The 22,345-nt window shown below is 66.7% G+C and carries 18 protein-coding genes; 11 read left to right on the forward strand and 7 right to left on the reverse strand.

Translation table 11 applies throughout. The annotated features are described in order from the left end of the window. Nucleotides 1-44: 44 nt before the first annotated feature. Nucleotides 45-509, reverse strand: coding sequence for a peroxiredoxin (locus C2U31_RS14980; RefSeq protein ID WP_103273485.1), 465 nt, complete (start codon nt 507-509; stop codon nt 45-47). After that, nucleotides 506-967 (reverse strand): Mth938-like domain-containing protein, encoded by a 462-nt coding sequence (locus tag C2U31_RS14985; RefSeq protein WP_103273486.1) that lies wholly within the window; start codon nt 965-967, stop codon nt 506-508. The genes C2U31_RS14980 and C2U31_RS14985 overlap by 4 nt, the downstream gene beginning before the upstream one ends. A 296-nt stretch (nt 968-1,263) precedes the next feature. Between C2U31_RS14985 and alaC the strand changes: the two genes are divergently transcribed. From alaC to C2U31_RS15005, 4 genes are all read left to right on the forward strand, one after another. Continuing rightward, a complete protein-coding gene (gene alaC / locus C2U31_RS14990) occupies nt 1,264-2,451 on the forward strand; it encodes an alanine transaminase (RefSeq protein WP_103273487.1) in 1,188 nt (395 codons plus the stop codon). Nucleotides 2,452-2,620: 169 nt separating this feature from the next. Beyond that, a complete protein-coding gene (locus tag C2U31_RS14995) occupies nt 2,621-3,925 on the forward strand; it encodes a homoserine dehydrogenase (RefSeq protein ID WP_103273488.1) in 1,305 nt (434 codons plus the stop codon). Nucleotides 3,926-4,063: 138 nt separating this feature from the next. Next, nucleotides 4,064-5,473 carry a threonine synthase gene (gene thrC, locus C2U31_RS15000; protein ID WP_103273489.1) on the forward strand — a complete coding sequence of 470 codons (1,410 nt, stop codon included), beginning with the start codon at nt 4,064-4,066 and terminating at the stop codon, nt 5,471-5,473. A 243-nt stretch (nt 5,474-5,716) separates the two neighbouring features. Further along, nucleotides 5,717-5,938, forward strand: a complete 222-nt coding sequence (locus C2U31_RS15005) for a YgdI/YgdR family lipoprotein (RefSeq protein ID WP_103273490.1) — start codon at nt 5,717-5,719, stop codon at nt 5,936-5,938. A gap of 162 nt (nt 5,939-6,100) precedes the next feature. Here C2U31_RS15005 and C2U31_RS15010 read toward each other — a convergent pair whose 3' ends face one another. Further along, nucleotides 6,101-7,123: a class 1 fructose-bisphosphatase gene (locus C2U31_RS15010; RefSeq protein ID WP_103273491.1), complete on the reverse strand. Its 1,023-nt coding sequence runs from the start codon at nt 7,121-7,123 to the stop codon at nt 6,101-6,103. Between the two features lie 10 nt (nt 7,124-7,133). Continuing rightward, nucleotides 7,134-9,839 carry an aminopeptidase N gene (gene pepN / locus C2U31_RS15015; RefSeq protein WP_103273492.1) on the reverse strand — a complete coding sequence of 902 codons (2,706 nt, stop codon included), beginning with the start codon at nt 9,837-9,839 and terminating at the stop codon, nt 7,134-7,136. 167 nt (nt 9,840-10,006) lie between these two features. Between pepN and C2U31_RS15020 the strand changes: the two genes are divergently transcribed. After that, nucleotides 10,007-10,651: a DUF4136 domain-containing protein gene (locus C2U31_RS15020; protein WP_103273493.1), complete on the forward strand. Its 645-nt coding sequence runs from the start codon at nt 10,007-10,009 to the stop codon at nt 10,649-10,651. 90 nt (nt 10,652-10,741) lie between these two features. On the opposite strand, the gene C2U31_RS15025 is transcribed toward C2U31_RS15020, so the two are convergent. Beyond that, the gene (locus C2U31_RS15025; protein WP_103273494.1) at nt 10,742-11,122 is read right to left on the reverse strand and encodes an H-NS family nucleoid-associated regulatory protein; all 381 of its coding nucleotides are present in this window, start codon (nt 11,120-11,122) and stop codon (nt 10,742-10,744) included. Between the two features lie 846 nt (nt 11,123-11,968). Here C2U31_RS15025 and tldD point away from each other — a divergent pair. The 6 genes from tldD to glcF all read left to right on the forward strand — a co-directional run bounded on the left by tldD (nt 11,969) and on the right by glcF (nt 20,500). Then, nucleotides 11,969-13,429 carry a metalloprotease TldD gene (gene tldD / locus C2U31_RS15030; RefSeq protein WP_103273495.1) on the forward strand — a complete coding sequence of 487 codons (1,461 nt, stop codon included), beginning with the start codon at nt 11,969-11,971 and terminating at the stop codon, nt 13,427-13,429. A 369-nt stretch (nt 13,430-13,798) separates the two neighbouring features. After that, nucleotides 13,799-14,872 carry a 3-deoxy-7-phosphoheptulonate synthase AroG gene (aroG, locus tag C2U31_RS15035; protein ID WP_103273496.1) on the forward strand — a complete coding sequence of 358 codons (1,074 nt, stop codon included), beginning with the start codon at nt 13,799-13,801 and terminating at the stop codon, nt 14,870-14,872. 110 nt (nt 14,873-14,982) lie between these two features. Next, nucleotides 14,983-16,392 carry an FAD-binding oxidoreductase gene (locus C2U31_RS15040; RefSeq protein WP_103273497.1) on the forward strand — a complete coding sequence of 470 codons (1,410 nt, stop codon included), beginning with the start codon at nt 14,983-14,985 and terminating at the stop codon, nt 16,390-16,392. A gap of 232 nt (nt 16,393-16,624) precedes the next feature. Then, nucleotides 16,625-18,124 (forward strand): FAD-linked oxidase C-terminal domain-containing protein, encoded by a 1,500-nt coding sequence (locus tag C2U31_RS15045; protein WP_103273498.1) that lies wholly within the window; start codon nt 16,625-16,627, stop codon nt 18,122-18,124. A gap of 12 nt (nt 18,125-18,136) precedes the next feature. After that, nucleotides 18,137-19,243, forward strand: coding sequence for a glycolate oxidase subunit GlcE (gene glcE / locus C2U31_RS15050; RefSeq protein WP_103273499.1), 1,107 nt, complete (start codon nt 18,137-18,139; stop codon nt 19,241-19,243). A 6-nt stretch (nt 19,244-19,249) separates the two neighbouring features. Continuing rightward, on the forward strand, nt 19,250-20,500 hold the full coding sequence (gene glcF, locus C2U31_RS15055; RefSeq protein WP_103273500.1) for a glycolate oxidase subunit GlcF: 1,251 nt from the start codon (nt 19,250-19,252) through the stop codon (nt 20,498-20,500). 89 nt (nt 20,501-20,589) lie between these two features. On the opposite strand, the gene C2U31_RS15060 is transcribed toward glcF, so the two are convergent. Both C2U31_RS15060 and C2U31_RS15065 read right to left on the reverse strand, forming a co-directional pair. Then, complete coding sequence (locus C2U31_RS15060; protein WP_103273501.1) at nt 20,590-22,029, reverse strand: NAD(P)(+) transhydrogenase (Re/Si-specific) subunit beta; 1,440 nt, start codon at nt 22,027-22,029, stop codon at nt 20,590-20,592. Then, nucleotides 22,026-22,343: an NAD(P) transhydrogenase subunit alpha gene (locus C2U31_RS15065; protein ID WP_103273502.1), complete on the reverse strand. Its 318-nt coding sequence runs from the start codon at nt 22,341-22,343 to the stop codon at nt 22,026-22,028. Before C2U31_RS15065 ends, C2U31_RS15060 begins: the two co-directional genes overlap by 4 nt. Nucleotides 22,344-22,345 lie beyond the last annotated feature (2 nt).

The following is a 22,345-nucleotide window of genomic DNA, read 5'->3' on the forward strand; positions in this document are numbered from 1 at the left end:
GTGGGCCGGCTGGCTATGGCGCCTGACGGGTCTTGCTCGCACGGCTAACCGATGCTTTTGGCGGCTTGCAGGACTTCCTTGGCGTGGCCCGGGACCTTCACCCCGCGCCACTCCTGCACCAGCACGCCATAGGCGTCGATCAGAAAGGTGCTGCGCTCGATGCCGCGCACCTGCTTGCCGTACATGTTCTTCTGCTTGATGACGCCGTACAGGTTGCAGACGGTTTCGTCGGCGTCGGAGATCAACGGGAAAGGAAGCTCGTACTTGGCCTTGAAATTCTCGTGCGACTTCAGCGAATCGCGCGAGATGCCGACCACGACCGCGCTGGCCGACAGGAACTCGGCGTGCAGGTCGCGGAAATCCTGGCTTTCAGTGGTGCAGCCAGGGGTGTTGTCCTTGGGGTAGAAGTACAGGACCACAGCGCGGCCCTGGCACTGCTCCAGGCTGATCGGGCCGATGGTGCTCTCGGCCGTGAACAGCGGGGCGGGTTTGCCTATGCTCGGCGTCATTCGGGGGAATCTCCGTTCGGGGGGATGAGGGCGACGACCACGCGCCGGCCCTCCGCCATCAGGATGTTGTAGGTGCGCGAGGCCGCGTGGGTGTCCATCACTTCCACGCCCACGCCGATGGCCAACAGGGGACGCAAGACCTCGGGACGCAGGAAACGCTGGCGCGCGCCCGTGCCCACCAGCAGCACCTCGGGCGCGTTGGCCGGGCGGCCGGGGGCGGCTTCGGGTTCGTCCAGGAAGGCCAGCGGGTCGCGCACGGGCTCGACCATTCCGGCGGCCTGGTGCAGCAGGGCTGAGGTGATGTCGGCCGGCGACTGCACGGGCCAGGTGGTGACTTCGCCTTCGGGTCCGAAAGCGACCGAGGAGGAAAAACGTACCTGGTTGACCTCGATGTAGCCATCACCGTAAGCGGTGACGGTATTCAGGGCGGCCGTCGCAGGATCGGTATGCAGCTTCAATAAAAACTCCGGCTTGGTGTACCCGATGATAGCGCATCGGAATGACTGCATGTTGCAGGGTATCCACGGTCGCCGGACCGGATCGGGAAGGGTCGGCTGGGGCCGGCGGTTTCCCTGGGAAAAACGGGGGAGCAGGCCCCGTTTTTGCACCATTTGCCGCCTGGGCGCGCTTGCGCTAGATTACAGGGTTTTGCTGCGCTGCAATCGTGTCCGCGCGCGGCCTGCGGTCCCGTTTTCACCCGAGCGCATCCGCGCCCTGGATTTTTTCGCCCCCTCGCCCCCTAAGGATTCCCATCATGAGGAAGTTCTCCCGCATCGAGCGCCTGCCCCCGTACGTTTTCAACATTACCGGCGAGCTCAAGATGGCGGCCCGGCGGCGCGGCGAAGACATCATCGACATGTCCATGGGCAATCCGGACGGCGCGACCCCTAAGCACATCGTCGACAAGCTGGTGGAAGCGTCCACCCGCCCGACCACGCACGGCTACTCGGTGTCCAAGGGCATCCCGCGCCTGCGCAAGGCCATCTGTGACTGGTACCAGCGCCGCTACGCGGTCGAGCTGGATCCGGATTCCGAGGCCATCGTCACCATCGGCTCCAAGGAAGGCCTGGCCCACCTGATGCTGGCCACGCTGGACCGCGGCGACACCGTGCTGGTGCCCAATCCCAGCTACCCCATCCACATCTACGGCGCGGTCATCGCCGGCGCCAACATCCGTTCGGTGCGCATGACGCCGGGCGTGGATTTCTTCGAGGAACTGGAGCGCGCCGTGCGCGAGTCCATTCCCAAGCCCAAGATGATGGTGCTGGGCTTTCCCAGCAACCCCACCGCGCAGTGCGTGGACCTGTCGTTCTTCGAGCGCGTGGTGGCGCTGGCCAAGGAACACGACATCCTGGTCGTGCATGACCTGGCCTACGCCGACATCACCTTCGACGGCTACGTGGCGCCGTCCATCATGCAGGTGCCCGGCGCGCGCGATGTCGCCGTCGAGTTCTTCACGATGAGCAAGAGCTACAACATGGCGGGCTGGCGCATCGGCTACATGGTCGGCAACCGCGAGCTGGTCGGCGCGCTGGCGCGCATCAAGAGCTATCACGACTACGGCACGTTCACGCCGATCCAGGTGGCGTCCATCGCCGCGCTGGACGGCCCGCAGGATTGCGTCAGCGAGATCGTGGCCCAATACCAAAGCCGCCGCGACGTGCTCGCGCGCGGTCTGCATGAAGCAGGTTGGAATGTGGAGATTCCCAAGGCGTCCATGTACATCTGGGCGCAGATCCCCGAACCCTACAGGGCGATGGGTTCTTTGGAATTCTCCAAGCGTGTCCTGTCGGATGCGAAGGTGGCCGTTTCCCCCGGGATCGGCTTCGGCGAGTACGGCGACGAATACGTGCGCTTCGCTCTTATCGAAAACGAGCAGCGCACCCGCCAGGCGGTGCGCGGCATCAAGGACATGTTCCGTAAAGACGGACTGCTGAAGTAGAGGCTCCCCCCGAAGCGCTGCGCGCTTCCCCCCAGGGGGCGCCGCAGCGGACCGGCAAAGCCGGCTCCGCGCGGCCCAGCGCAGCGACGCCGGTGACGGTGGCCATGACGCAGCATATTGGAGAAATACAATGAATTCCCCTCAACGCCCGCCCGCCGAGGGCGCCGCGATGAATCCCATGAGAGTCGGCCTGCTGGGCCTGGGCGTGGTCGGTGGCGGCACCTGGACGGTGCTGTCGCGCAACGCCGAGGAAATCGCGCGCCGCGCCGGCCGCCGCATTGAAGTGACCCGCGCCGCCGTGCGCGACGTGGCCAAGGCGCGCTCGCGCGTGGGCGACACGCTGCCGGTGGATACCGATGTGCACGCGCTGGTGCGCGACCCGGCCATCGACATCGTGGTCGAGCTGATCGGCGGCGACACGCTGGCCCGCGAGCTGGTGCTCGAGGCCATCGCCAACGGCAAGCACGTGGTCACCGCCAACAAGGCGCTGCTGGCCAAGCATGGCAACGAGATATTCGCCGCCGCGCACGAGCGCGGCGTGATGGTGGCCTTCGAGGCCGCCGTGGCCGGCGGCATCCCCATCATCAAGGCCATCCGCGAAGGCCTGACCGCCAACCGCATCCAGTGGGTCGCCGGCATCATCAACGGCACCACCAATTTCATCCTGTCCGAGATGCGCACGCGCGGCCTGCCCTTCGCCGACGTGCTGGCCGAGGCGCAGCGCCTGGGCTATGCCGAGGCCGACCCGACCTTCGACGTCGAGGGCGTGGACGCGGCGCACAAGCTGACCCTGCTGGCCTCGCTGGCCTTCGGCGTGCCGGTGCAGTTCGATCGCGCCTACATCGAAGGCATCTCGCAGCTGGCCGCCGATGACATCGAGCTGGCCGAGCGCCTGGGCTACCGCATCAAGCTGCTGGGCATCACCAAGCGCCGCGCCGAGGGCATCGAGCTGCGCGTGCACCCCGCGCTGGTGCCGGCCGAGCGCCTGCTGGCCAATGTCGAGGGCGCGATGAACGCCGTGCTGGTCAAGGGCGACGCCGTGGGCCCGACGCTGTACTACGGCCAGGGCGCGGGCGAAGAGCCCACCGCCTCGGCCGTGGTGGCCGACCTGGTCGACGTGACCCGCCTGCATACGGCCGACCCGGGCAACCGCGTGCCGCACCTGGCCTTCCAGCCCGACGCCATGTCCGACACGCCGATCCTGCCGATCGAGCAGGTCAGCACCTCGTACTACCTGCGCCTGCGCGTGGACGACCAGCCGGGCGTGCTGGCCGACATCGCGCGCCTGCTGGCCGACCGTTCGATCTCGATCGGTTCGATGATCCAGCAGCCGTCCAGCATCGGCGGCGCCGACATCATCTTCCTGACGCACGAGGCGCTGGAAGGCAATGTCAACCAGGCCATCGAACGCATCGAGTCGCTGCCGTTCGTGCGTTCGAAAGTGACCCGCCTGCGCGTGGAGCACCTGGCATGAAGAGACAGGCCCACCCCCGAAGCGCTACGCGCTTCCCCCTCAAGGGGGCATGCCTGCGGACCGGCAAAGCCGGCTCCGCGGCATCCCGATGGGGCGGCAACCGTTGCGGTTGGCGCGGCAACGCCATGGAGCACTGATATGAAATATATCTCTACACGTGGCGGCATGGCCGCGCTGGAATTCTCGGACATCCTGCTCGAAGGCCTGGCGCCGGACGGCGGGCTGGCCGTGCCCGAGCAACTGCCGCAGGTGTCGGCGCAGACGCTGGAGTCCTGGCGCGGCCTGTCGTATGCCGATCTGGCGTTCGAGGTGCTGTCGCTGTTCGCCACCGACATCCCGGCCGAGGACCTGCGCCGCCTGACGCGCGCGGCCTACAACACGCAGGTGTTCAGCAGCGAGGACATCGTGCCGCTGCGCCCGCTGGCCGGCGGCCTGTCGCTGCTGGGCCTGTCAGAGGGCCCGACGCTGGCGTTCAAGGACATGGCCATGCAGTTCCTGGGCCAGGTCTTCGAATACGTGCTGGGCAAGCGTGGCGCCACGCTGAACATCCTGGGCGCCACTTCCGGCGACACTGGTTCGGCGGCCGAGTACGCGCTGCGCGGCAAGCGCGGCGTGTCGGTGTTCATGCTGTCGCCGCACGGCCGCATGAGCGCCTTCCAGCGCGCGCAGATGTATTCGCTGCAGGACGAGAACATCCACAACATCGCCGTGCGCGGTGTGTTCGACCAGGCCCAGGACATCGTCAAGGCCCTGGCCGGCGACCTGGACTTCAAGACGCGCTACCGCCTGGGCGCCGTGAACTCCATCAACTGGGCGCGCATCGCCGCCCAGGTGGTGTACTACTTCCACGGCTGGCTGCGCGCCACGTCCAAGGCCGGCGACCAGGTCTCGTTCGCGGTGCCCTCGGGTAACTTCGGCAACATCCTGTCGGGCCACATCGCCCGCAGCATGGGGTTGCCGGTGCGCCGGCTGGTGCTGGCCACGAACGAGAACAACGTGCTGGAAGAGTTCTTCCGCACCGGCGTCTACCGTCCGCGTCCGGCCGAGCAGACCTACGCTACGTCCAGCCCGTCCATGGACATCTCGCGCGCGTCCAACTTCGAGCGCTTCGTGTTCGATCTGGTGGGCCGCGACCCGGCCCGCGTGCAGGCGCTGTGGGCCGGCCTGGCGCGCGACGGCGCCTTCGACCTGTCGGCGCTCAAGCCGGAGTTCGAATCGCGCTACGGCTTCGTATCGGGCGCCAGCACTCACGCCGACCGCCTGGCCACCATCCGTTCGGTGTACGACGAGTCCGGCGTGCTGGTCGATCCGCACACCGCCGACGGCGTCAAGGTCGCGCGCGAGTTCGTCGAGCCGGGCGTGCCCATGCTGGTGCTGGAAACCGCCTTGCCGGCCAAGTTCTCCGAGACCATCGAGGAAGCGCTGGGCCGTCCGGCCGTGCCGCCAGGCAATCTGGCGGACCTGGAATCGCTGCCGCAGCGCGTCGAGGTCATGGACTGCGACGCGGCCGCCGTGCGGCGCTACCTCGAGGCCCACGCCAAGATGTGATGCCGGATGCCGCCAGCCCTGTAATGGCTGCTTGCGGCATGTAAGTCCTTGAAAACCCCTCACGGGCGCGTCCCGCGAGGGGTTTTTTTCGGTGTTTCCCCTGGGAAAAGGCCGGGCGACGCGGCGGTCCCGGGGCGTCGAACGGGTATTACGTTCGTATGCATTTTCGCCACATCCCGTCACCGGCTGAGCGTGTTCGGGACGGTAGAGTGAATGCTCTTGCCATTCTCGGAGAACACGCTCATGAAAATCAAGAATATGGCCCTGGCTCTGGCGATGACCGGATTCGCGGTGTTGGCCGGCTGCTCCACGCCCTCGGTGATCAATCAGCGAGACGGCAGCTCGACCGTGACGTCCGACAAGCCCGAATACGACAAGAAGTCGGGCACTTATGAGTATGAGAAGGACGGCCGCAAGGTGCAGATCAACAAGGACGACGTGAAGTCGATCGAAGAAGTGAAGTAGGCAAGGGCGCGATTCGCGCCTCGATGGCCGGGCCTTGCTGAACCGGCCTCGATGACGCAGCCCCAATGACCAAGCCCCGGCCAGGCCGGGGCTTAGTCATTTTCGCGTCGCGCCGCCCGGGATGCATGGGCGAGGCGACGCGCGCGGACGGTCGTCAGGCGCTCAGCCCTGCGCCGCGTCCTCGGCGTGGTAGCGGCCGACGCGCTCGACTTCGTTCTTCGAGCCCAGGATCACGCTCACGCGCTGGTGCAGCTGGTCGGGCTGAATGTCGAGGATGCGCTGCGTGCCGTTGATCGACGCGCCGCCGGCCTGCTCGATCAGGAAGCTCATCGGGTTGGCCTCGTACATCAGGCGCAGCTTGCCAGCCTTGCCGGGCTCGCGCGCGTCCCAGGGATACATGAAGATGCCGCCACGGGTCAGGATGCGATGCACGTCGGCCACCATCGAGGCGATCCAGCGCATGTTGTAGTCCTTGCCCAGCGGACCGGTCTTGCCGGCCAGACAGTCGTCGATGTAGCGCTTGACCGGCGGGGCCCAGTGGCGCATGTTCGACATGTTGATCGCGAATTCCTTGGTGTCCTCGGGCACGCAGATGTCCTCGTGCGTCAGCACCCAGGAACCCATCTCGCGGTCCAGCGTGAAGCCGACCACGCCGTTGCCGATGGTCAGCACCAGCATGGTCTGCGGGCCGTAGACGGCGTAGCCGGCCGCGACCTGCTGTTTGCCGGGCTGCAGGAAGTCCGCTTCGGTCACCGGGGCGCCGGCCACGTGGTGCGGGGCGCGCAGCACCGAGAAGATGGTGCCGATCGACACGTTCACGTCGATGTTCGACGAGCCGTCCAGCGGATCGAACAGCAGCAGGTATTCGCCCTTGGGGTAGCGGTTCGGGATCGGATGGATGGTTTCCATCTCTTCCGAGGCCATGGCCGCGAGGTGGCCGCCCCATTCATTGGCTTCGAGCAGGATCTCGTTGGACAGCACGTCCAGTTTCTTCTGCACTTCGCCCTGGACGTTCTCGCTGTCCAGGCTGCCCAGCACGCCGCCGAGCGCGCCCTTGCTGACCGCGTGGCTGATGGCCTTGCAGGCGCGCGCCACCACTTCGATGAGCAGGCGCACCTCGGGCGCGAGGGCCTGGGCGGAGCGCTGCTGCTCCACCAGGTATTGGGTGAGGGTTTTGCGTTTCAAGAGGGTCTCCCTATGCTGCGAATTCCAAGGCTTTGGATACGATTTCCTGCACGTTGCGCGACAGGCCGTCCTGCGCGCGCACGCGTTGCAATGCTTCCTTCATGGGCGCGCGCAGCGCCGGCACGTAGCGCGACCAGTTGTCCAGCGCGCGCGCCAGGCGGGCGGCGACCTCCGGGTTGAGCGCGTCCAGCGCCAGCACCTGATCGGCCCAGAACGCGTAGCCCGAGCCGTCCGGGTGGTGCATGCCGCGGGCGTTGTTCAGGCAGAACTGGAACACCAGCGCGCGGGCGCGGTTCGGGTTGCGCAGGGTGAAGGCGGGATGCGCCATCAGCTCGCGCGCGTTCTGCACCGTGGTCGAGCGGGCCGTGGCCTGCAGCGCGAACCACTTGTCGATCACCAGCGGGTTGTCCCGCCACTTGTCGTAGAAGGCGGCCAGCGCCTGCTGCGGATAGTCGCCCTGGCCGTAGTTGATCAGCGCGGACAGCGCGGCCATGCTGTCGGTCATGTTGTCGGCCGACGCGTACTGCTGTTCGGCCAGGCGCTGGGCGTCCTGGTCGCCGGCGGCCATCAGGTGCGCCAGCGCCAGGTTCTTCAGCGCGCGCTTGCCGGCGGGCTCGGGCGCGGGGCTGTATTCGCCCGGCGTCTGGTTGGCGTCGAAGGCGGCGCGGAATTCGGCGGCCAACTGGCGGCCCAGTTCTGCGCGCAGGAAGTCGCGGGCCACCGACAGCGCCGGGGGATCGACGGCGGCCATGCGTTCGGCCAGCGTTTTTTCCGAGGGCAGGGCCAGCGCGCGGGCGCGGAACGCGGCGTCGATCGCGGGATCGGTCAGCAGCGCGCGCCAGGCGTCGATGAAGGCGGGGTCGGCATGCAGCGTGCGGCCGGCCTGGCGCGCCTCGGCCAGCGCCAGGATCTGGCGCGTGGCCAGTTCCTGGCCGGCTTCCCAGCGCGCGAAGGGGTTGGCGTCATGGGCCGAGAGCAGGGCCAGCTCGGCGTCGGTCCAGTCGTACTCGACGATTACCGGCGCGGAAAAGTCGCGCAGCAGCGACGGCACGGGCGGCTCGGCGATGCCGTCGAAGGTCCATTGCTGGCTTTGCGTGGTCAGCTCCAGCAGCGCGGTATCCGACACCTTGCCGTCTTGCTTGAGCGGCAGGGCGCGGCCCTGGGCGTCGAGCAGCCCGATAGCGAAGGGGATGTGGTACGGCGCCTTGACGTAGTCCGCGCCAGCCTTCTTTTCGACGCCGACGGGCGCGCATTCCTGGCTCAGCGTGACCGTGCAGCGTTGCGCGGCGGCGTCGTGTTCCAGCCTGACCGTCACGCGCGGCGTGCCGGCCTGACGGTACCAGCGGCGGAACACCGACAGGTCGCGGCCGGGATGCTGGCGCACGTAGACCGATTCCATGGCGGCGACGAAGTCGTCGCAGGTCACGGCCTGGCCGTCATGGCGGCGGAAGTACTCATCCATGCCGGCGCGAAAGCCCGCCTCGCCCAGCAGCGTGTGCTGCATGCGGATGACCTCGGCGCCCTTTTCGTACACGGTGGCGGTGTAGAAGTTGCCGATCTCCTGGTAGCTTTCCGGGCGGATCGGGTGGGCCATGGGACCGGCGTCTTCGGGGAACTGGGCGGCGCGCAGCGCCACCACGTCGTCGATGCGCTTGACCGCGCGGGCGCTGGCGGCGGCGGCCTCGTCCATGCCCTGCGCCATCATGTCGGCGCTGAATTCCTGGTCGCGGAAGACGGTCAGGCCTTCCTTCAGGCTGAGCTGGAACCAGTCGCGGCAGGTGACGCGGTTGCCGGTCCAGTTATGGAAATACTCGTGGCCGATGACCGATTCGATGCCTTCATAGTTGGCGTCGGTGGCGGTCTGGGCGTCGGCCAGCACATAGGCCGCGTTGAAGATGTTCAGGCCCTTGTTCTCCATCGCCCCCATGTTGAAGTCGTGCACGGCCACGACCATGAAGCGGTCCAGGTCCAGCTCCAGTCCGAAGCGGGTCTCGTCCCAGCGCAGCGCGCGCACCAGCGAATCCAGCGCCCATTCGGTCTTGTCTTCCGAGCCGGGATCGCTGTAGACCTGCAGCAACACGTCGCGGCCGCTGGCGGTGCGCACGGTGGTTTCGCGGTGCGTGAGCTTGCCCGCGACCAGCGCGAACAGGTAGCAGGGCTTGGGGAAGGGGTCTTCCCATTCGACTTCGTTGCGGCCGTCGGCCAGCTGGCGCGAGGCCAGCAGGTTGCCGTTGGACAGCAGCACGGGGTAATCGGCCGTGGCCCGCAGCGTCACGCGGTAGCGCGACATCACGTCGGGGCGGTCGGCGAACCAGGTGATGCGGCGAAAGCCCTCGGCCTCGCACTGGGTGAAGAAGTTGCCGCCCGATACGTACAGGCCCATCAGCGTGGAGTTGGCGGCCGGCTTGCAGCGGCTGACGATCTCGACCGTGGCCGTTTCGGGCAGGCCGTACAGCGCCAGGCTGTGCCCGGCCAGATGATAGCGGTCGGCGGGCAGCGGGCTGCCATCCACGCCTACCGACACGAGTTCCAGCTCTTCTCCGTCCAGCACCAGGGCCGCGTCGGCGCTGGCGCCGGGCTTGCGCCGCACCTGCATCACGCAACGCACTTCGGTCGATTCGGGCACCAGGTCGAAGCCCAGCGAGACTTCCGGAATATCGTAGGGGTAGGGCTGATAATCCTTGCGGTATACGGTTACGGGCGTGTCAGTGCGCATGGGATCCCAGTCCTTTGTGAACAAGCGCCTATTGTAGTGGCTGGGCATGCCCCAAGGGGCGGCGGCCGGCATGGGCTGCCTCGGCAAGGCCTGACTCCGCAAACTTTCGGCGTCTGCCATAGTCCAATGTCAGTATCATGGCGCCGTAGTGCGTAGAGGAGCTGCAAATGTCCGGGACATCGATTTTCAACATGGGCCGCCTGGCCGGCCTTTTCGCCGTGTCGGGAGCCATGCTCCTGAGCGGCTGCGCGGCCCCGACCGTGGCGGCGCGGGTGACCTCATTCCAGCAATGGCCCGCCGGCGTCGAGGGGCAGTCGTACCAGTTCGTGCCGGCCGACGCCTCGCAAACCAATAATCTCGAATACCAGTCGTTCCAGGACATGGTCCGAGCCGGTATCGGCGCCACCGGCCTGGTCGAGGCGCAAGCCGGCGCCAAACCTCGTTTCGATGTGTCATTCACATATGGCACGTCGCAGACCCAGGTCATGGTCCGCCGTCCGTATGATCCGGGTTTCTACGGCGGTTATGGCTACGGCCATGGCGGCTATTACGGTCCGCGTCCTTGGGGCGGCGGTTTCGGTTATTGGGGCCCGGATTGGGTGGACGTGCCCATGGTCGTGCAGCGCAACGCCCTGAGCCTGCAGATCCGGGACGTCCAGCGGGGCGGCGCCGAGGTCTATCGTTCAACCGCCTATGTGCTGAGCGAGGGCGACAATCTGCTGCGCACCATGCCATATCTGGTCCGCGCGATATTCGACAATTTCCCTGGCAATAACGGCGCTGAACGCGAGATTCAATTCCCGGTGCGATAAAGCGGGCATCGACAGTAAATACTCAAAATAAAAAATCGGCGCACCAAGATGGTGCGCCGATTTTTATTTCATACTAAAGAATAGGTTTTCTTATTCTTTGATGAGAAAACTCTCGCGTGCCGCGCCGGCGGCTTCTTCCGCGGCGAGCCAACGGGGGGCCTTGCCTCGACCGCTCCAGGTCTCCCCGGTTTGGGGATGACGGTACTTGGGCGCAACGGCGCGTTTGGCGGCGTTGGCGGGGCGGGCCGCGGCGCCGGTCTTGCGGCGGGCGGCTCCACGAGCGGGCTTCGCGCCAGCGCCATAGGCGGCGGCGATTTCTTCGGGGGTAATGTCGTACTCGCGCATCGACGCGATGATCGACGAAATCACCGGCTTGCGGCGCTTCGTTTGCAGGACTTCAGCCTTCTTTTGGAGCTTGTTGATTTCCTTCTCGATCTTTGCTTGCAGTGCTGCGTAGGTTTCTCGGGCCATGATTTATTCCTGATTATGGAACTGCTTTATTCGCCGGCGAAGACTTGTTATTTGTTATGTCCCGCATAATACCCAAATTACGTACACATTTCCCGGTTTTCAGACTGATTACTTTGTATCAAAAGCGTCCGGATGCCTTCAGCCGTGCGGGTTTCGGCTTGGAACAAGTATTGGGAATACCATTCTCAAATCTAGGACGAATTGAAAAACGGCGTGCTTTGATTCAATGAGCGTGCCAATCGACGGGCCGAGTCATGGCAATGGCTCTTGTTTGTTTCATGTGATGCACAGATGTTGCGCGATCCCGGTTTTGTAATCCCTTGATATGAATAGGGTTTTGGCGGGGGCGTCATCCGTTCTTCTTTTGCCGCGTCAAGTATGTCCGGCGCACGGCTGTCTTGGCCGAGAGCTATTCGAGGACGCGCGCCGCATTTGAGCCAGGCATTTTCGCTTTGGGCAAAGCGAAAGGAAAAGGGTGCACGCCTGTTGATCGGTCTCTCGCATATGGCAACTTCATGACAGCTTGTCAGACGACTTTGTAAATAAATTTATACATGTAAGAAGATTGCATGGCGTGCGCGCCGGCAAAATATCCGTCGCCGTCCGGTTCCGCGGCGGATAAATAAGCGCGCGCGGAATTGCCGCGCGGAATTGCTTAACTGGATAGGGAAATATGGGGCCAGCCCGGCGCTGTCGCGGGCTTTTCCGCCCATTTGCGCAATTGAATCGCCGTCCTTGTGGCAAGCATCGCGCATGCGCGACGCGAGGCGCGACTCGGCGTTACGATAGAGGCTTGAGCGCCATTGCGCAGACGCGCGCCGGCGCCCCGGAAGAACCCAGAGACACATGAAAATCACCGACCCCGCTATTGCTTCCCTGGCCACCGCCAAATCGCTGCTGCTCGACCCCTGGGGGCTGACCGAGGCGGATATGGCGCGCGCGCTGGGCGAGATCTTCACGCACAAGGTCGATTACGCCGACCTGTATTTCCAATACACCCGCAGTGAAGGCTGGAGCCTGGAAGAGGGCATCGTCAAGACCGGCAGTTTTTCCATCAGCCAGGGCGTGGGCGTGCGCGCCGTGAGCGGCGAGAAAACCGCCTTCGCCTATTCCGATTCGCTGTCGGCCGATGCGCTGCTGTCGTCGGCGCACGCGGTGCGCGGCATTGCCCGCCGTGGCGCCGGCAAGGTCAAGGTCGCGGCCCAGGTCGAAGCCGAACACGGCCGCAGCCTGTATGCCGATATCGATCCGGTCGCGACCCTCAGCGCTCCCGAAAAGGTCGCGCTGCTGGAACGCATCGAACGCATGGCGCGGGCGCGCGATCCCCATGTGATCCAGGTCATGGCCGGCCTGGGCGCCGAGTATGACGTGGTGCTGGTGGCGGGCAGCGACGGCCGCCTGGCCGCCGACGTGCGTCCGCTGGTGCGCCTGTCCCTGACCGTCATCGCCGAGCGCAACGGACGCCGCGAAATGGGCCATGCCGGCGGCGGCGGCCGCCTGGGCCTGGCCTATTTCACCGACGAGATGCTGCAAGGCTACGTGGAACGCGCCGTGCATGAGGCGCTGGTCAACCTGGAAGCGCGCCCGGCGCCGGCTGGCGAGATGACCGTGGTGCTGGGATCCGGCTGGCCCGGCATCCTGCTGCATGAGGCCGTGGGCCATGGCCTGGAAGGCGATTTCAACCGCAAGGGTTCCAGCGTGTTCTCGGGCCGCATTGGCGAGCGCGTCGCCTCCAAGGGCGTGACCGTGATCGACGACGGCACCATCCCCGACCGTCGCGGCTCGCTCAACATCGACGACGAGGGCAACGCCACCCAACGCAATGTGCTGATCGAGGACGGCATCCTGCGCGGCTATATGCAGGACACGCTGAACGCGCGCCTGATGAAGACCGCCGCCACCGGCAACGGCCGCCGCGAATCCTTCGCGCACCTGCCCATGCCGCGCATGACCAATACCTACATGCTGGCGGGCGAGACCCCGCCCGAGGAAATCGTGTCCTCGGTCAAGCGCGGCCTGTACGCGGTGAATTTCGGCGGCGGCCAGGTCGATATCACCAACGGCAAGTTCGTGTTCTCGGCCTCCGAGGCCTACATGATCGAGAACGGCAAGATCACCTATCCGGTCAAGGGCGCCACCCTGATCGGCAACGGTCCGGACGCCATGAACCGCGTCACGCTGATCGGCAACGACATGAAGCTGGACTCGGGCGTCGGCACCTGCGGCAAGGATGGCCAGAGCGTGCCGGTGGGCGTGGGCATGCCCACGGTCCGCATGGAAGGCCTGACGGTGGGCGGCACGGCCTGAGCCGGATCGGGCCGGCGGGGCAGGGCGCGCGCCTGGTCCCGCCGCGCGTTGCCGCGCCGCTTGATTGTCGTCATGGCGGGCGGTTCCGTCCCGATAAACCCGCGTGACGGTGAAAAAAAATTGTGCTAGAGTCGTTTCCCATGAAATTCGCGTCCCCCGCCTTTTACTTTTATTTTTATGGTTTTCTGAAGCCGCTGGCGGAGGAAGGGACGCGCTCAATCTGAAGTTTGGAAAGAATCCCCCGAAAAAGCCGCCAGCGAACTGGCGGCTTTTTTTGCGCCGCCAGGTCCGGAAACCCCCCTCGGGAATCGTCCCGTGGGGGACATCCAGAGGGAACCATCCCCTGGCGGGCAACCCAGGAGCAGTACCGTGTCACACAATACCGATGACCTTCGCATCCGAGAAATCAAAGAGCTGAATCCGCCGGCGCACGTCATGCGCGAATTCGCCTGCACCAAGGAGGCGTCCGACACCGTGTTCGCCGCCCGGCAGGCCATGCACCGCATCCTGCACGGCATGGACGACCGCATGATCGTCGTGATCGGCCCCTGCTCGATCCACGATACGCGCGCCGCCATCGAGTACGCCAAGCGCCTGAAGCCCGTGCGCGACCGCCTGAGCGCCGACCTGGAAATCGTCATGCGCGTGTACTTCGAGAAGCCGCGCACCACGGTGGGCTGGAAGGGGCTGATCAACGATCCCGAGCTGGACGGCAGCTTCGACATCAACAAGGGCGTGCGCGTGGCGCGCGAGCTGCTGCTGGACATCAACACGTTGGGCCTGCCGGCCGGCTGCGAATTCCTGGACATGATCACGCCGCAGTACATCGCCGACCTGGTGTCCTGGGGCGCCATTGGCGCTCGCACCACCGAAAGCCAGGTGCACCGCGAACTCGCTTCGGGGCTGTCGTGTCCGGTCGGGTTCAAGAACGGCACGGACGGCAATGTGAAGATCGCCGTGGACGCGATCAAGGCCGCCTCGCAGCCGCATCATTTCCTGTCGGTGACCAAGGGCGGCCATTCCGCCATCGTCTCGACGGCCGGCAACGAGGACTGCCACGTGATTCTGCGCGGCGGCAAGACGCCCAACTACGACGCGGCCAGCGTCGACGCCGCCTGCCAGGACATGGCCAAGTCCGGCCTGGCCCAGCGCATCATGATCGACGCCAGCCACGCCAACAGCAGCAAGAAGCCCGAGAATCAGCCGCTGGTCGCGGAAGACGTGGCGCGCCAGATGGAAGCGGGCGACGCGCGCCTGGTGGGCATGATGATCGAAAGCCATCTGCTGGGCGGCCGTCAGGACATGGTGCCGGGCACGCCGCTGGTCTACGGCCAGAGCATCACCGACGGCTGCATCGATTGGGATGCGTCGGTGGCCGTGCTGGAACGCCTGGCCCTGGCCGTGCGCGAACGCCGCCGCGTCGCGCTGACGTCCGGCAAATGAGTCCGGGTTGCGCCGTGCGCCGGCAGGCCGGCGCACGGCGCGGCGCGCTGCGGCGCAGCATGGGCGGCGGCGTAGAATAGCCGGATCATCGAATCCGGGATCCGCCAACCATGAACGCCCCCCTGCATGCCGAAACCCTGCGCCGCTCGGTGCCGGCCGCTTGTCTGGAAGCCCTGCGCGCGCGCTTCGGCGACCGCTTCTCCGAATCCGCCGCCGTGCGCGAGCATCATGGCCGCGACGAGTCGCCGTATCCCGTGATGGCGCCGGACGGCGTGGTCTTCGCGCACAGCACCGAGGAAGTGGCCGAGATCGCCAGGCTGTGCAATGAACACCGCGTGCCGCTGATTCCCTACGGCGCGGGCTCCTCGCTCGAAGGCCACATCCTGGCGATCCAGGGCGGCATCAGCCTGGACCTGTCGCAGATGAACAAGGTGCTGGCCGTCAATGCCGAAGACCTCACCGCCACGGTGCAGGCCGGCGTGCTGCGCAAGCAGCTCAACGAAGAGATCCGCAGCACCGGGCTGTTCTTCCCCATCGATCCGGGCGCCGACGCCAGCCTGGGCGGCATGGCCGCCACGCGCGCCTCCGGCACCAACGCCGTGCGCTACGGCACCATGCGCGAGAACGTCATGTCGCTGACCGTGGTCACCGCCGACGGCCGCATCGTGCGCACCGCGGGCCGCGCCCGCAAGTCCTCCGCCGGCTACGACCTGACGCGCGTCTTCGTCGGCAGCGAAGGCACGCTGGGCATCATCACCGAAGTCACGGTGCGCCTGTATCCGCAGCCCGAGGCCGTGTCGGCCGCCGTGTGCAACTTCCCCACGCTGGACGACGCCGTCCAGAGCGTGATCGAGATCATCCAGATGGGCGTGCCGGTGGCGCGCGTGGAATTCATGGACGCGGCCAGCGTGCGCGCCGTCAATCTGCACAGCAAGCTCACGTTGCGCGAGACGCCTCTGCTGGTGTTTGAGTTCCACGGCAGCCCGGCCGGCGTGCAGGAGCAGGCCGAGACCGTGCAGGCCATCACCGCCGAGCACGGCGGCATGGACTTCGAATGGGCCGAGCGCCCCGAAGACCGCAGCCGCCTCTGGACCGCGCGTCACAATGCCTACTTCGCCGGCCTGCAGCTGCGTCCCGGTTGCCGCGCCAGCACCACCGACGTCTGCGTGCCAATCTCGCGCCTGGCCGATTGCGTGCGCGAAACCGTCGATGAACTGGACCGCGCCAGCTTCCCGTACACCATCGTGGGCCACGTGGGCGACGGCAACTTCCACGTGCTGATGCTGCTCGATGCGGACAGCGAGAAGGAATGGCAGGAATCCGAGACCATCAACCATAACCTGGTGCGCCGGGCCATCGCCGCCGACGGCACCTGCACTGGCGAGCATGGCGTGGGCCTGCACAAGATGCAGTTCATGGCCGAGGAGCACGGCGACAACGCGCTGGAACTGATGCGCAGCCTCAAGCACGCGTTCGATCCGAACAACATCCTCAATCCCGGGAAGATCGTTTCCTGGTGAGGGTGCGCCCCCGGGGCGCGTGCAGAAGAACGGCGGCGCAGCGATGGCCGCCGTTTTTTTTCGCCCGGGCGACGCGGCCCGCGTGGGTTCGCGCCGGCGTGCATTTACCGTCGGTTACGTGGGCGAACATTCGCCGGTTACATGCGCGAACGCCGTTTCATACGGGGCTGCGCTGTCGATGCGGGTAAATCCCGGCCTGCGTCCGCCCAGCGGGCGCGCTATTGTTTCATCCATGAACTCACTGGTCGAAACCGGCCTGGCGCAAGCGCAGCCGCCTTATTCTCCGCAGCAATTGATCGAGGCCCTGTTGGCCGCGTTGCCCGCGCACTGCGTGCTGTTTCGCGAAGAGGACACCCGCCCCTACGAATGCGACGGCCTGTCGCTATACCGCGCCTTGCCGGCCGTCGTGGCGCTGCCCGAGACCGAGGAGCAGGTGCAGGCCGTGATGCGCATCTGCAAGCGCCTGAACGCGCCGGTGGTCGCGCGCGGCGCCGGCACCGGCCTGTCCGGCGGCGCCATGCCGCACAGCCAGGGCGTGCTGCTGGGTCTGTCCAAGTTCAATCGCATCCGCCGCATCGATCTGGCCAGCGCCACCGCCGTGGTCGAGCCCGGCGTGCGCAACCTGGCGATTTCCGAAGCGGCCGCTCCCTACGGCTTGTACTATGCGCCCGATCCCTCCAGCCAGATCGCCTGTTCCATTGGCGGCAACGTGGCCGAGAATTCCGGCGGCGTGCATTGCCTGAAGTACGGCCTGACCGTGCACAACGTGCTGCGCGCGCGCGTGGTCACCATCGACGGCGACGTCGTCGAACTGGGCTCCGAGGCGCCGGACGCGCCGGGCCTGGATCTGCTGTCGGTGTTCATCGGTTCGGAAGGCATGCTGGGCGTGGTCACCGAGGTGACGGTCAAGCTCATTCCCAAGCCGGCCTGCGCGCAGGTCGTGATGGCCAGCTTCGCCAGCGTCGAGGCGGCCGGCAACGCGGTCACGCAGGTGATCGCGGCCGGCATGATCCCGGCCGGACTGGAGATGATGGACCGCCGCGCCACGCACATGGTCGAACCCTTCGTGCGCGCCGGCTACGACATGGACGCGCAGGCGATCCTGCTATGCGAATCCGACGGCACGCCCGAAGAGGTGGCGCACGAGATCGCGCGCATGGAGGCCGTGTTCCGCGATGCCGGCGCCACCCGCTGCCAGGTATCCGCGTCGGAAGCCGAGCGCCTGAAATTCTGGGCGGGTCGCAAGAACGCATTCCCCGCTGCGGGGCGCGTGTCGCCCGATTACTACTGCATGGACGGCACCATCCCGCGCCGTCATCTGGCGCGCGTGCTGGGCGCCATCGAACAGATGGAAGACGACTTCGGCCTGCGCTGCGCCAACGTCTTCCATGCGGGCGATGGCAACCTGCACCCGCTGATCCTGTTCGATTCGAATAAACCGGACGAAGTGGAACGGGCCGAGAAATTCGGCGCCGCCATACTCGAACTGTGCGTGCAGGTTGGAGGAACCGTGACGGGAGAACACGGCGTAGGAATGGAGAAAATAAATCAAATGTGCGTGCAATTCTCGCGAGAAGAACTCGACGCGTTCCTGGCGGTCAAGCGGGCGTTCGACCCGCCGTGCCTGCTCAACCCTGAAAAAGTCATCCCCACGCTGGCACGTTGCGCCGAATACGGCAAGATGCATGTGCATGGGGGAGAGCTGAGCTTTCCCGATCTCGCCCGCTTCTAGGACGTACCCCGTATGGATTTCGTCCTGTCGGAGTTGTGCGACCAGGTCATGACGGCGCGCGCCGGCCACAAGCCCCTGTTCGTCATGGGCGGCGGCAGCAAATCGTTCTATGGCAACTACCGGCCCGTCACGCCGCAGGATGGGCATTGCCTGCTGGACATGACGCCGTATCGCGGCATCGTCAACTATCACCCGTCCGAACTCGTCGTCACGGTGCGCGCCGGCACGCCGTTGGCCGATCTGGAGGCCGAGCTGGCCGCCCACGGTCAGATGCTGGCCTTCGAGCCGCCGCATTTCGGGCCCGCCGCGACGGTGGGCGGCTGCGTGGCGGCCGGCTTGTCCGGGCCGCGCCGTATGAGCGCGGGCGCCTTGCGCGATTTCGTGCTGGGCGCGCGGCTGCTGGATTCCGACGGACGCATGCTGTCCTTCGGCGGCGAGGTCATGAAGAATGTGGCCGGCTACGACGTGTCGCGCCTGCTGGCCGGTTCGCACGGCATCTTCGGCGCCCTCCTGGAGGTGTCGCTCAAGGTCGTGCCGAAGCCCATGCAGGAAGTGACGCTGGCGCGGCCCGCCACGCAGGCGCAGGCGCTGTCCTGTTTCGCGCAGTGGCGCGGCAAGCCGCTGCCGGTGTCCGCGACCAGCTGGAGCGGCGACGCCGATGGCGGCGAGGGCATGTTGTGCGTGCGCCTGTCCGGCGCGCCGCCCGCGCTGGCCAGCGCGCGGCAGCAGATCGGCGGCGACGCGATGGAACCGGACGCGGCGCAGGCCTGGTGGCGTTCGCTGCGCGAGCAGACCCACACCTTCTTCGAACCCGGCAAGCCGCTGTGGCGGCTGGCCCTGCCGCCGACCGCCGCCGCGCTCGATCTCGGTCCGACGCTGCTGGAGTGGGGCGGCGGCCAGCGCTGGCTTTGTGGCAATTACGAGGCGGCCGCGCTGCGCGAGCGCGCCGCCAGCTTGGGCGGGCACGCCACGCTGTTCCGGCCGGCGGGCATGTCCGTGCCGGAGGATGGCGTGTTCCATCCGCTGGCGCCAGCGCTGGCGCTGATCTCGCGCCGCCTCAAGCAAGAACTCGATCCCGCCGGGCTCTTCAACCCCGGCCGCCTGATCCTGGAGCTGTAGCACGCCATGCAAACCCATCTGGCTTCCTGGGCGAAAGACACCGATCTGGGCAACGAGGCCGACGCCATCCTGCGGCGCTGCGTGCACTGCGGTTTCTGCACGGCCACCTGTCCCACCTATCAGGTCCTGGGCGACGAGCTAGACAGCCCGCGCGGGCGCATCTATCTGATCAAGCAGGTGCTGGAAGGCGCCGAGCCCACGCAGTCCACGCAGCAGCATCTGGACCGCTGCCTGACCTGCCGCAACTGCGAGACCACCTGCCCGTCGGGCGTGCAGTACGGGCACCTGATCGATATCGGCCGCAAGATCGTCGACGAGCGCGTGCCGCGCTCCTGGGCCGAGCGCACCAAGCGCAAGCTGCTGCGCCAGGCCATGCTGTCGCCGCTGTTCGGTCCCGCGATGCGCCTGGGCCAGGCCGTGCGCGGCGCACTGCCGCAGGCGCTGCGCCGCAAGGTGCCCGAGCGCCGCGATCCGGGCCGCCTGCCGCAGGTGGCCGGGCACGCGCGCCAGGTGCTGATGCTGGCCGGCTGCGTGCAGCCGTCCATGATGCCCACCATCGACGCCGCCACCATCCGCGTGCTGGATGCGCTGGGCATCGGCGCGCGCATCGCGCCGGGGGCGGGCTGCTGCGGCGCGGTCAGCTTCCACCTGGATGAACAGGACGCGGCGCTGGCGCAGATGCGCGCCAACATCGACGCATGGTGGCCGCTGGTGCGCGACGGACGCGTCGAGGCCATCGTGATGAACGCCTCGGGCTGCGGCGCCATGGTGAAGGAATACGCGCATCACCTGCGCAACGATCCGGCCTACGCGCAACGCGCGGCGGACATCGTGGCGCTGGTCAAGGACGTGGCCGAGATCGTCGCGCCGCAGGCGCAGGCGCTGCGCGCGCGCTTGCCGCAAGCGCCGCGCGCGGCCTTTCATCCGCCGTGCACGCTGCAGCATTGGCAGGGCCTGCGGCCCTTGTCGGAGCAGCTGCTGGCGGACCTGGGATTCGAATTGCAGCCGTTCGCCGACAAGCATCTGTGCTGCGGCTCGGCCGGGGCGTATTCGGTGCTGAACCCGGACATCGCGCTGGAGCTGCGCGACCGCAAGCTGTCGGCCATCGCGGCGGGCGGTCCGGACGTGATCCTGTCGGCCAACATCGGCTGCATCGGCCACCTGCAAAGCGGCACCGACACGCCGGTGCGGCATTGGGTCGAAGTGGTGGACGAACTGCTGCGCCAGCCGGCCGACGGCCGGCGCCAGGAAGCATAGCGCCAGCCGTCAGCCGCCAGTCGGCCAGCGCTGGAAAACATGGCCCCCGCCCGGACCGGCATCGGGCGGGCAGGGGCCGGGCCGGCGGTCTATTCGACCGCCTTCACCATGTCCTCGAGCACCTTCTTGGCGTCGCCGAACACCATCATGGTGCGGTCCATGTAGAACAGCTCGTTGTCCAGCCCGGCGTAGCCCGAGGCCATCGAGCGCTTGTTCACGATCACCGTGCGCGCCTTGTAGGCTTCCAGGATGGGCATGCCGGCGATCGGCGACTTGGGATCGTTCTTGGCGGCCGGGTTGACCACGTCATTCGCCCCCAGCACCAGCACCACGTCGGTCTGGCCGAACTCGCTGTTGATGTCCTCCATCTCGAACACCTGATCGTAGGGCACCTCGGCCTCGGCCAGCAGCACGTTCATGTGGCCGGGCATGCGGCCGGCCACCGGGTGGATGGCGTACTTCACCGTCACGCCGCGCTCGGTCAGCTTCTCGGCCAGTTCCTTCAGCGCATGCTGGGCGCGCGCCACGGCCAGGCCGTAGCCGGGCACGATGGTGACGCTTTCGGCGTTGGTCATGAGGAAGGCCGCATCGTCCGGGCTGCCCGACTTCACGCTGCGCTGCTGGCCGTCGCCCTGCTGCGCGCCGCCGCCCGCCTGCGCGCCGAAGCCGCCCAGGATGACGTTGAAGAACGAGCGGTTCATGGCCTTGCACATGATGTAGGACAGGATCGCGCCCGACGAGCCCACCAGCGAGCCGGCGATGATCAGCATGGGGTTGTTCAGCGAAAAGCCGATACCCGCCGCCGCCCAGCCCGAGTAGCTGTTCAGCATGGACACCACCACTGGCATGTCCGCGCCCCCGATCGGGATGATGATGAGCACGCCCAGCACGAAGGCGATCAGCGTCATGATGATGAACGGCGTCCATTGCTGCGTCAGCATGAACCACACGCCGGCGGCCAGCATCAGCAGCGCCAGCGCCAGGTTCAGCATGTGCTGGCCGGCGAACACCACCGGCGCGCCCTGGAACAGGCGGAACTTGTACTTGCCCGACAGCTTGCCGAAGGCGATCACCGACCCCGAGAAGGTGATGGCGCCGACGAAGGTGCCGATGAACAGCTCGAAGCGGTTGCCCACCGGGATCGGCATGCCGGCCGGCGCGATGCCGAAGGCCTGCGGCTCGGCCACTACGGCGACGGCGATGGCCACCGCGGCCAGGCCGATCATGCTGTGCATGAAGGCGACCAGCTCGGGCATCTTGGTCATCTCGACGCGCTTGGCCATCAGCGTGCCGATCGAGCCGCCCACCAGCAGGCCCAGCACCACCCAGCCCAGGCCGATGGCGGACGCGCCTTCGCGCGCCAGGCCCACGATCAGGGCGGCGGTGGTCAGCACGGCGATCGCCATGCCGGCCATGCCGAAGGCATTGCCCAGGCGGGACGTGGTGGGGTGGGACAAGCCCTTGAGCGCCTGGATGAAGCAGACCGAGGCGACCAGGTAGAGCAGGGTGACGAGGTTCAGCGAGATCATTGCGCGTCCTCCTTGCCCGGCTTCCTGTCCTTCTTCTTGAACATCTCCAGCATGCGGCGCGTCACGAGGAAACCGCCGAACACGTTGACCGCGGCCAGCGCCACGGCGAACACGCCCATGCCGCGCGCCAGCCCGCCCTCGGTCAGCGCGGCGGCCAGCATGGCGCCGACGATGATGATGGCCGAGATGGCGTTGGTCACGGCCATCAGCGGGGTATGCAGCGCGGGGGTGACGTTCCAGACCACGTGGTAGCCGACATAGATGGCCAGCACGAAGATGATGAGATTCATCAGGGTGGGGTTGATCGCTTCCATGC

The organism is Achromobacter sp. AONIH1 (assembly GCF_002902905.1).
GTDB lineage: Bacteria > Pseudomonadota > Gammaproteobacteria > Burkholderiales > Burkholderiaceae_B > Achromobacter.